Origin of the sequence: Nonomuraea sp. NPDC049684 (genome assembly GCF_044465345.1) — a bacterium.
GTDB lineage: Bacteria > Actinomycetota > Actinomycetes > Streptosporangiales > Streptosporangiaceae > Nonomuraea.
Map to the genome: position 1 here is coordinate 66,325 of NZ_JBITLO010000028.1, position 10,218 is coordinate 76,542.

The 10,218-nt window shown below is 64.8% G+C and carries 8 protein-coding genes and 1 pseudogene; 4 read left to right on the forward strand and 5 right to left on the reverse strand.

What is annotated here, in order from left to right; translation table 11 throughout:
* The first annotated feature begins 715 nt into the window (after positions 1-715).
* Positions 716-1,084: a transposase gene (locus ACIBST_RS48140; RefSeq protein ID WP_397180164.1), complete on the forward strand. Its 369-nt coding sequence runs from the start codon at positions 716-718 to the stop codon at positions 1,082-1,084.
* 1,074 nt (positions 1,085-2,158) lie between these two features.
* Here the strand turns inward: ACIBST_RS48140 and ACIBST_RS48145 are convergent.
* Both ACIBST_RS48145 and ACIBST_RS48150 read right to left on the reverse strand, forming a co-directional pair.
* Entirely contained in the window at positions 2,159-2,800 is a 642-nt protein-coding gene (locus tag ACIBST_RS48145) for a response regulator (protein ID WP_397180165.1), read from the reverse strand.
* Positions 2,797-4,176 carry a sensor histidine kinase gene (locus ACIBST_RS48150; RefSeq protein ID WP_397180166.1) on the reverse strand — a complete coding sequence of 460 codons (1,380 nt, stop codon included), beginning with the start codon at positions 4,174-4,176 and terminating at the stop codon, positions 2,797-2,799. The genes ACIBST_RS48145 and ACIBST_RS48150 overlap by 4 nt, the downstream gene beginning before the upstream one ends.
* Positions 4,177-4,288: 112 nt before the next feature.
* Here ACIBST_RS48150 and ACIBST_RS48155 point away from each other — a divergent pair.
* From ACIBST_RS48155 to ACIBST_RS48165, 3 genes and pseudogenes are all read left to right on the forward strand, one after another.
* Positions 4,289-4,942: pseudogene (locus tag ACIBST_RS48155) on the forward strand (ABC transporter ATP-binding protein); the annotation flags it as partial.
* 62 nt (positions 4,943-5,004) lie between these two features.
* Positions 5,005-5,769 (forward strand): ABC transporter permease, encoded by a 765-nt coding sequence (locus ACIBST_RS48160; protein ID WP_397180167.1) that lies wholly within the window; start codon positions 5,005-5,007, stop codon positions 5,767-5,769.
* Positions 5,766-6,542: an ABC transporter permease subunit gene (locus ACIBST_RS48165; protein ID WP_397180168.1), complete on the forward strand. Its 777-nt coding sequence runs from the start codon at positions 5,766-5,768 to the stop codon at positions 6,540-6,542. Before ACIBST_RS48160 ends, ACIBST_RS48165 begins: the two co-directional genes overlap by 4 nt.
* A gap of 100 nt (positions 6,543-6,642) precedes the next feature.
* On the opposite strand, the gene ACIBST_RS48170 is transcribed toward ACIBST_RS48165, so the two are convergent.
* From ACIBST_RS48170 to ACIBST_RS48180, 3 genes are all read right to left on the reverse strand, one after another.
* Positions 6,643-8,328, reverse strand: coding sequence for a ribonuclease J (locus tag ACIBST_RS48170; RefSeq protein WP_397180169.1), 1,686 nt, complete (start codon positions 8,326-8,328; stop codon positions 6,643-6,645).
* 54 nt (positions 8,329-8,382) lie between these two features.
* Entirely contained in the window at positions 8,383-9,300 is a 918-nt protein-coding gene (dapA, locus tag ACIBST_RS48175; RefSeq protein ID WP_397180170.1) for a 4-hydroxy-tetrahydrodipicolinate synthase, read from the reverse strand.
* A 249-nt stretch (positions 9,301-9,549) separates the two neighbouring features.
* A complete protein-coding gene (locus tag ACIBST_RS48180; RefSeq protein ID WP_397180171.1) occupies positions 9,550-9,996 on the reverse strand; it encodes a GNAT family N-acetyltransferase in 447 nt (148 codons plus the stop codon).
* Positions 9,997-10,218: the final 222 nt, after the last annotated feature.

A 10,218-nucleotide genomic window follows, 5' to 3' on the forward strand; every position in this document is an offset into this window, starting at 1 on the left:
ACACCCACCACCCCCTCACCCCCCCGCCCCCCCCCACCGCCCCCCCCCCCCCCCCCGGGCCCCCCCCGCCCCCCCCCCCCCCCACCGCCCCCCCCCCCCCCCCCCCCACCATGGCAACCCATCGACCCGCCGCCCAGCACAGGCATCCAAGCCCCTCAACACTCCCCCAAAAAGTCGATAGACCTCCCCCTTAACCAACGAAACCAGCCATCAGCGGCCATTCCCGGTTAGCCATCCACGCAAGGCCCTGAGGCACAGCTAGTCCACACCGAGCGCATTCAAACTTCTGGCATGCAAACCACAACGACGAGCGCTGCACGCCCAACCGGTCCAGCGCCACTCCCTTCCCGCTTTAGCAAGGCCAGCACGCTCTACCCACACCGGAGAGTCACCCCGACCTAAGCAGTCACACCCCAATCAGAACAAGCCCCTCATGCATCAGCAGAACCGCACCCTCCCCTCAGCTGGCGCACTTCACCCTCACTCGCCCTCACCTCAAGCGCGCCTCGAGGCATTTCTACATGCGCACACTAGATACCACAAAGCGATCCGATCACCCCCATCAGACCCCAACGACATCAGCCTTGAAAAACCTGCGATCTAGCCCAAATACCCATGCCTTTTCACCGTCCCCGCCCCGCTCACACACTTCCAGTCGAAGAGCGCTCCAAGGATCCTCTTACCACTCCCCCGGATCCCGCTTAAATAGTGAGCCGTGGCAACACGTAGCGACTTGACCGACAAAGCATGGGACCGAATCGCCCCTCTACTCCCGTCCGGCGCAGGCCCCGGCCGCCCCTGGCGTGGACACCGGCAAGTAGTGAACGGAATCCTTTGGCGTTTTGATACCGGATCAACCTGGCGACAAATCCCAAAATGCTACGGCCCCTGGCAAACCTGTTACGAACGATACAAACGCTGGACCGAAGACGGAACATGGGCACAGGTCTTGGCCGAAGCACAAGCCGCAGAAGACCCCACCCCTCCCCGGCACCCCTCGCCCTCCACCCCACACAACCCAGAACCCTCAAAAAGACGCAACCCCACTAGACAATCCCCTCAAACTTGCGACACTTCCACATAAGACGCAAAGGAAGCACTTAGCCCCACTCGCCCCGAACCGCCCACCTTCACCATTCCACCGGCATCAAGATAAGAATTCACTCCCACAACTAGGCCACCGGCTAGTAATCTTCACCCTGAGCAAGCCGAAACAGCGAACAGTTCCACACCCACCTGTTCGAAGTAGGGCAGATCGATCCAATATCGGATCCCATTGAACACCCGCGCGGGCACTTAGAATCCCCCTCCACTTTGCCCGCGCGGGCACCTACCGGTTCCTCCGCTCCGGCCCGCGCAGGCACCACCCCTACACCTGTGCCCGCGCGGGCCGCCCCCCCCGGCTCGGGCAATGCCGCAGGAACCCGCCATCGGCAGACACACCAAAGACCCACGAGCCGTACAAGCCCTGCCCCCATCCGCCGAGCAGACGACGAGCCCCACCAAGTCCCCTCCACCCCGAAGGGACATCTGCCTTCATCACGGTCAACCTGAGCCTGTAACGGGCAGCATCTCCCCTCAGTGCGCCCCCATGCCGCTCCCCGCCGGCCCTGCCCTCCCATCAAGCCAACGGCCAACAACGCCAGCCGCCCCACTCTGAAACCGGACATGCATCAAACGCCAGAGCACCAACATCACACGGCTCCAGCAGAAACCCCGAGGTGACACCGGCCCGCCCCGGCGGAAAACAGGTTCTCCTGCCGCTGCTCGATGGGGCCCAATCGACGAAAACACTTCCCTGTCGAACAGGTCTATCCCTGGCCCGGATGACGCGAATCGCCCGGCGCCGCCCCCCTGAAGCCGAGAAGCACGAACACCCTCAGCGGCGGAGCCTTCGCCCACGTCTTAACGACGTAGCCATGATTCGAACCTGATCAGTAGCCCCCTGCCCTTCACCTCACATAAGGCCCTAACCAGCCGAGAATCGATCAAGATCGGTTGCTACGCATAGGGGCAGATGATGGTTCCTGCAGCGGCCTGAACCCGCCGCCGAAACTCGGCCAACTGCCCAGAAGGCCCCAACGCGAGGGATGCGGCTCTGCTGGAATGAGCGGTTCCACGAGCACAGGTAGCGCTGAGCGATCCCGGCCCTCTTGCATCACCGCCTTACAGAAACCAACCCACTCTCGTACGCCGCGATGACCAACTGTGCTCTGTCACGAGCGCCCACCTTCGCGAGCAAGCGGCCGATGTGTGTCTTGATGGTGGCCAAGCTCAACTGCAAATGATCAGCGATCTCCCCGTTGGACAGCCCCCGAGCGATCAACAGCAGCACTTCCCTCTCTCGCTCCGTCACCCTGTCCAACCCCTGTGGCCGCTGCGTCACAGGGGTCTTCGTGAACTCCTCGATCAAGCGTCGCGTCACCGTTGGCGCCAGCAAAGCCTCACCGCTCGCAACCACACGAACAGCGGCGAGCAGGTCAGCAGGCGGCGTGTCCTTGAGTAGAAATCCACTCGCACCGGCCCGCAGCGCATCGTAGACATACGCATCCAGGTCGAACATCGTCACCACGAGCACCCGCGAGACATCCCCGATACGCCGAGTCGCCTCGATGCCATCCATGTGCGGCATGCGTACATCCATCAGCACCACGTCGGGTCGATGCTCCAAGACGACCGCCACTGCTTCAGCACCGGTTGACGCCTCGCCCACCACTGTCATGTCAGGCTCGGAGTCGACGAGCATCGTGAAGCTCCCCCTGAGCAGAGCTTGATCGTCAGCGACGACCACTTTGATCACGAGACCTCCTGATACGGCAGACGCGCGAAGACACGAAACCCTCGTCGGGGCAGACTTGCCGCCTCGAAGACTCCGCCGTACATCATGACCCGCTCCCGCATCCCGATCAGTCCGTGACCCGAGCCCTCCGCGGGCGACACGCGCCTTTCTGGGCCCTCGTCAACCACCTCGATCCGCACCTCGCCCCCGTCCGTTACGACAGAGACCCGACAGCGAGTCGGTGAGGCATGCTTGACCACGTTCGTGAGCGCCTCCTGCACGATGCGATACACGGACAGTTCCACGCCATCGGGCAAACGTCTTGGCTGCGCCGCACCCCCTCCTCGTCGTTCCCCCACTCCATTCGCGGCGACGACTCCTCCGAGCGAGCCTTCATCCGGGGCACGGTCACCGTCCCGCGGCATGGCCTGTTCCCCGTCAAGCGGCCCGCCTGCTTCGCCAGGCTTCCTTCCTGGCCGCCCCCGTGGCGTACCTTCATCCTGACCCCGCAGATCTGGAGTCTCCTGGCCGGCCGCATCTCCGCCGATCCGGAGTTCAAGCTCGACCTTGACCCCAGCTTGCCTGGCCTGCTCCACCAAACCCTCCAGACCCGCGATGCCCGGAACGGGAACAAGATCTGGCAGTTGGGTCGAACGGAGCATGCCTAGAAGATGGCGCATCTCCACCAGAGCACTCCGGCTGGCGGTCTCGATCACACGCAAGGCGTCGTGTGCTTCTTCCGGCCTGGTCGCCAGCACATGATTGGCCACGCCAGCCTTGACCGCGATCAATCCCACGCTGTGAGTCACGACGTCGTGCAGTTCCCGCGCGATACGTAACCTTTCCTGCGTCACTGCATGCTCCGCCATTCGCTCGGCCTCACGAGCGGCATACAACCTGCGTTCGCGGACGGCCCGCCCTATGGTCCAGGCTCCGCCGAGCGCCGCGATGCCGACCAGCGGCTGATCGATGTGCACGAGCCAAGCAGGCGTGCCCCCGCGCGGCGCGCCACCTGCGACCACCAGTCCGAACACACTGACCATGCTGACCACGCCAATGGCCGAGGATGGCAGCACGGCCCCGAACCTGTCGGACATCGCCACGATATAGATCGCATACGCCGGTGCGATGCAGGCGTATCCCACCACGTCAACTGCAACAGCGAAGACTGCTAGCGTCAGCGTGAAACAGAAGACAGGCACAGGCCACAGCCTTCGCACCGCCAACGGCAGGCCCAGCCCGCACGGGAGGGCGATCTTCAACCACGGCGGCATCCCAGGCGCGGTGACCGCCGCTGTGACGAACACGAACGCGAACCCCAGCCCTGCTACCAGATCGAGCACGATCAGCTGACCGCGGCTCCAACGCCTGGCGAAGAAGGGATGGCTCTCGTTCACGCGTTGAACGGTAGCCTCTCGCCGAGCCGAGCACGTCAGCCCAGGGTCTGACCTTGAAGTTCGAACCGTGGTCTGATGCGCCGCCGGCCCGGCATGCCGCATCTTCTTCAGCGTGATCGAACTTCAGCACCTCACCAAGCGCTACGCCGACACGCTCGCCGTGGATGATCTGTCTTTCAAGGTCGAGCCGGGCCACGTGACGGGCTTCCTCGGCCCCAACGGCGCCGGCAAGTCCACCACGCTGCGCCTGATTCTCGGCCTGGACGCACCGACCTCAGGTCAGGCTCTGGTCGACGGCCGACGATATGCCTCCTTGCGCAAGCCCATGTTCGAGGTGGGGGCGCTGCTCGACGCGAGCGCGGTCCATGGCGGGCGCAGCGCCTACAACCATCTGCTCTGCCTGGCCGCCACCAACGGCATCGGCGCCACACGCGTGGCCGAGGTGCTTGAGCTGGTCGGATTGGCGAGCGTGGCACGAAAACGCGTGGCCGGCTTCTCCCTCGGCATGAAGCAGCGACTCGGCATCGCCGCTGCGCTGCTCGGCGATCCAGGCGTGTTGCTGTTCGACGAGCCCGTCAACGGCCTCGATCCCGACGGGGTGCGCTGGATCCGCGACCTGATGCGGTCACTGGCCGCCGAGGGCCGGACCGTTCTGCTCTCCAGTCACCTCATGAGCGAGATGGCGTTGACCGCTGAACGCATCGTGATCCTCGGCCGGGGGCGGCTGGTCGCGCACTCCACGGTCGACGAGCTGACCGCGCGCTACCCCTCGCTGGAGGACGCCTACCTGGCTCTGACGGCGAGCAGCGTCCAGTTCGGAGCGGCAAGATGAGGGCGGCGCTGCTGGCCGAATGGCTGAAGCTGCGGTCAGTGACTTCCACCTGGCACGCAATGGGTGCGGCGGCTCTCACGGCGGTGCTCGGCGCGGTCTGGACGCTCTACGTCAGCAACCTCGCCGAAGATCGAGGGACGCTGCAGGCAGCCGCGCCGGAACAGGCATTCCTGCCCCTCCTTCAGATGAGCCTCACCGTGCTCGGCGTGCTGGCGGTCACGTCCGAGTACGCGACGGGGATGATTCGCACCAGCCTTACCGTCGTTCCGCGGCGCAGCGCCTTATTTCTGGCCAAGGCCGTCGTCGTCGGCCTGGCCACGTTGACAGCGGCTCACGTCATCCTTCTGATCACCTATTCGGCGAGCCGTCTGATTGCCCACGACCACCGGCTGGGATTCAATGAGACTTCGCTGGCCGACGACGTGCCGAAGCTGTTAGCCGCGGGAATCTCGGTGGCTGCGCTCGCTCTGGTGGGGCTCGGCCTGGGCATGGCCACGCGGTCGACAGCCGGCGCGCTCATCTCGGTCGTGGCCTTGCTGTTCGTCCTGCCCGGGGTGGTCGTATACCTGCCTTCGCCGTGGAACACGCGCGCCGCATCACTGCTGCTGCCGAACCTGGTTCCCCAACTGGCTGGCGATCGCCTCTCGTCCCGGCTTGGCGACGGCCTTCTCCCGCCTTGGGCCGCGCTGCTGGTCCTCCTGGCTTACCCGGTGGTCGCGCTCGTTGCCGGTTTCATCTCGCTCAAGCGGAGGGACGTATGAGTGTTCTGGCCTCAGAGTGGCTGAAGGTCCGTTCGGTCCGCTCTTCCTATCTCATCGTCGGCATCAGTCTCGGCACGATCCTTCTGGGCCTTGCCTTGGCCTCCATGGCAGCCGGCATGTACGACGACGCCCCCGTGGAGCAGCGTCCGACTGCTCGGATAGCGGATCTGGAGGAGGTTCTGGTGATCGTCCCGCAGCTTTGCATGGGCGTCCTGGGCACCTTGGCCGTCACCACTGAATACGCCACCGGGTTGATCAGGACGAGCCTGACGGTCGTCCCCCGTAGATGGCCGCTTCTCGCTGCGAAGGCCGCCGTGGTCGGAGTGTTGAGCCTGGTCATCGGTCCGGTGGCGGTGTTCGGGACGTATTTCGTCTCGCGTTGGGTGCTTGGCGACCGATTCTCCGGCGTCTATCTGACCTCGTTCGCGGACAAGCTCCCGCTCCTGCTCGTCACCAGTTCCACGGTGGTCGTGTTCGCGCTGCTTGGCTTGGGATTGGGCGCGCTTCTGCGTTCCGCCACCGGTGCGATCGCCTTGTTGGTGGGTCTGATTTACGTGATTCCGATCGTCGTGGGCAACATCCCGGAGCCCTGGAGTGAACGGCTAGGCTCGATCATGATCGGCGCACTTCCCCGCGAGATCACCGGCGACATCATCACCACGTCGGTGTACGGGTCACTTCTGTCTCCGCCTGCCGCCGCCACCGTGCTGGTGTCGTACGCGCTTCTTCCCCTGCTGGCCGCCAGCTGGCTCATGCGCAGGAGGGACGCTTGAAATGCCCACTTCATGGACCTTGTTGCGGTGCATCCTCTGCCGTCTCGTTCCGCGACTGCGGGTACGGCAGGCTCAGGTGCCTGCCGTACCGCTCAGTGGCTCAGACTTCGAGCACGACAGGAATGATCATGGGTCGGCGGCGGTAAGTGTCGCTGACCCAACGGCCGACCGTGCGGCGCACGACCCGGCGGATCTCCTGCATGTCGACCACGCCATCCGCGGCCTTGTCCTGAAGAGCTCTTTCGATCTGCGGAATGAACTCCTCGAACTGCGCCGGATCAATGCCGGAGCCTCGTGCGTGGATCTCGGGGCCGGCGGTGAGCTTGCCGGTGGCGGAGTCGACCACGACGACCACCGAGATGAACCCTTCGTCCCCGAGAATCCTGCGGTCCTTCAGCGAGGTGTCAGTGATCTCGCCCACCGAGGTGCCGTCGACATAGACGTACCCGGCGTGAACCGCTCCCACGATCTTCGCTCTGCCGTCGACCAGGTCCACCACGACGCCGTCCTCGGCGATCACGATGTGGTCGTCGGGAACACCGGTGAGTGCGGCGAGCTTGGCGTGCGCCCGCAGGTGCCGCCATTCGCCGTGAACCGGCATGAAGTTCGAGGGTCGAGTCAGGTTGAGGACATAGAGGAGCTCGCCTGCGGCCGCGTGGCCGGAGACGTGCACCTTGGCGTTGCCCTTGTGCACGACCCGAGCACCCCACCTGGTGAGCCCGTTGATCACCTTGTTGACCGCGGTCTCGTTCCCCGGCACCAGCGACGATGCCAGCAACACGGTGTCACCCTCGGCGATGCGGATCGGATGATCGCGATTGGCCATCCGCGACAGCGCCGCCATGGGCTCGCCCTGGGAGCCGGTGCAGACGAGCACCACATCTTCCGGCGGCCACTGCTCGATGTCGCGCGAGTCGACGATCAACTCCGGCGGCACCTTGAGGTAGCCCAGATCACGAGCCACACCCATGTTCCGGACCATCGATCGGCCCACCAGGGCGACCTTGCGGCCGTGCCTGGCCGCGGCATCCATCACCTGCTGGATGCGGTGCACGTGCGAGGCGAAGCTCGCCACGATCACGCGCTGCTCGGAGGTGCGGATCACCTCGTCGATGACCGGCCCGATCTCCCGCTCACTGGTGACGAAGCCCGGCACCTCGGCGTTGGTGGAGTCCGACATCAGCAGATCGACGCCTTCGGTACCGAGCCTGGCGAAGCCGCCGAGGTCGGTGAGCCGGCCGTCGCTCGGCAACTGGTCCATGCGGAAGTCGCCGGTGTGCAGCACGATGCCGGCGGGCGTCCTGATCGCCACGGCCAGCGCGTCGGGGATCGAGTGGTTCACCGCGAGGAACTCGCAGTCGAAGGGCCCGAAAACGTGCCGTTCGCCCTCGACGACCTCGACCTTGGTCGGCTGGATCCGGTGTTCCGTCAGCTTGGCCTCGATCAGGGCCAAGGTGAGCTTGGATCCGATGAGCGGAATATTGCGCCGCTCGCGCAGAAGGTAAGGCACCGCCCCGATGTGGTCCTCGTGGGCGTGGGTCAGCACGACGGCTTCGATGTCGTCGAGCCTGTCCCTGATGTACTCGAAGTCGGGCAGGATCAGATCGACGCCCGGCTGATCGGGCTCGGGGAACAACACCCCGCAGTCGACGATCAGCAGCCGGCCGTCGTATTCGAAGACGGCCATGTTCCTGCCGATCTCCCCCAACCCGCCGAGCGCGACGATGCGCAGGCCGCCGTAAGGCAGCTCCGGCGGGGGGCCAAGCTCAGGATGCGGATGGCTCATGCCCGGCCCCCATGGTCAAATCGTGTTCTCAAAACTCCCGGTTCCTCCCCGTTCCTATGCGTCTGTCAACTTCACCCCGCCGGCTACCAGGCAAGCACGCAGCTCGGCGATTTGCTTCTCTGTCGCGGCCACGAGCGGCAGACGTACCGGTCCCACCGGCACACCCACCAAGCTCAGCGCCGCCTTTGCCATGATCGCGCCACCGGCCTTCAGCATGATCCCGTCCACTACAGGGGCCACCTGGCCGTGTACCTCCAGCGCTTGCTTCACGTCACCGCTCTTGTGCAACTCGATCATGCGAGCCAGTTCAGAGCCAACGACATGTCCGACGACGCTGACGAACCCTGCGGCGCCGAGCGACAGCCAGGCGAGGTTGAGCAGGTCGTCGCCGGAGTAGAAGACGAGATCGGTCGCCGTCATGACCTGGCTCGCGGCGAACAGGTCGCCCTTTGCGTCCTTCACGGCGACGATACGGTCGTGCTGCGCCAGACGGATCAACGTCTCGGTCTTGATCGGCACGCCGCTGCGCCCAGGGATGTCGTAGAGCATCACCGGCAGCTCGGTGGCGTCGGCCACGAGGGTGAAGTGCTGATAGAGCCCCTCTTGCGGGGGCTTGCTGTAGTAGGGAGTCACCACCAGCAGCCCGTGGGCGCCCACCTCCGCCGCCTGCTTCGCGAGCTTGACGGTGTGGCGTGTGTCATTCGTCCCCACTCCCGCCACTACGGCGGCGCGGTCGCCAACGACCTCAAGGACGGCGCTGACGATCCGTCGCTTCTCATCGTCCGAGGTGGTGGGCGACTCGCCTGTCGTCCCATTGACGATCAGGCCATCGTTGCGCTGCTCGTCCACCAGGTAGGTGGCCAGGCGTCGTACGCCTTCGTAGTCGACGTCGCCGTCAGAGGTGAACGGCGTGACCATCGCGGTCAGCATGCGACCGAAGGGCGCTTCGGCGGTTCCAGTTGGCGATGCCATAGTGCGAACGCTACCTGGATTCGGAAAAACGTTGGACGTCGCCACCCCGCTTTGCCTGCCGGACGCAGCCATTTGCCCTCATTCGCAGGCATTTGGAGGAGCAAGGTGACAAGGATCATCGCATGGGGTAACCCGATCTACTCCGCACGCGATCACCTCGCCGGCAGCCGAGTCCCCATCATATCCGCCCGCACCTACCTTTCCCCGGGCGGGGCCACAGAAGGAAGATCAGCCACCCTCCGGCGCCCTCTACCGGGACAGTTCGATCTGGTACCTGATGAAACCTCTGTTCTCGGCCACCTTGTCATACAGGCGGCGCGCGGTGGTGTTCGATTCGTGGGTGTTCCAGTAGACACGGGAGCAGCCGCCATCCCGAGCCCAGTCCGCGACAGCCTCGATCAGTTTGCGTCCCACCCCCTTGCCCCGGACATCGGGAGCCGTGAACAGGTCCTGGAGATAGCAGACGTCGGCGTCAGGGGCCGAGGTGCTGGCATGGACCAGGAAGTGGGTGATGCCGACGAGCCGCCCGTCCAGTCTCGCGCCGAAGGCGTGCATCCGAGCGTCTGCCTGGAACTCCTGCCAGGCCCGTCCGTACATCTCGACGGGTTCGACTCGCTGATAGAAGTCGATGTACGCCCGGAACAAGCTCTCCCACGCATCCCGGTCGGATGGCATGAGCTTGCCGATGCTGATCACATGGTCTCCTTACGGGCACGGCCTCAGACAGCCGGGACCACGGGATGAACCGGGTCGGCAACCAAGACAAGGGCGGACGTTCACAACGTAAGGAGAAGGTGGCCCTCTACGGCACAGCCACTTCTTTGGGTTGCGTCCCGTCGGGTGGTGTAGATCCGGCCTTGTACGGCGCGTCGCCTTCAACGACAGGGGGCCATCGCGTGAGTCTCTGTGTGAAACCGC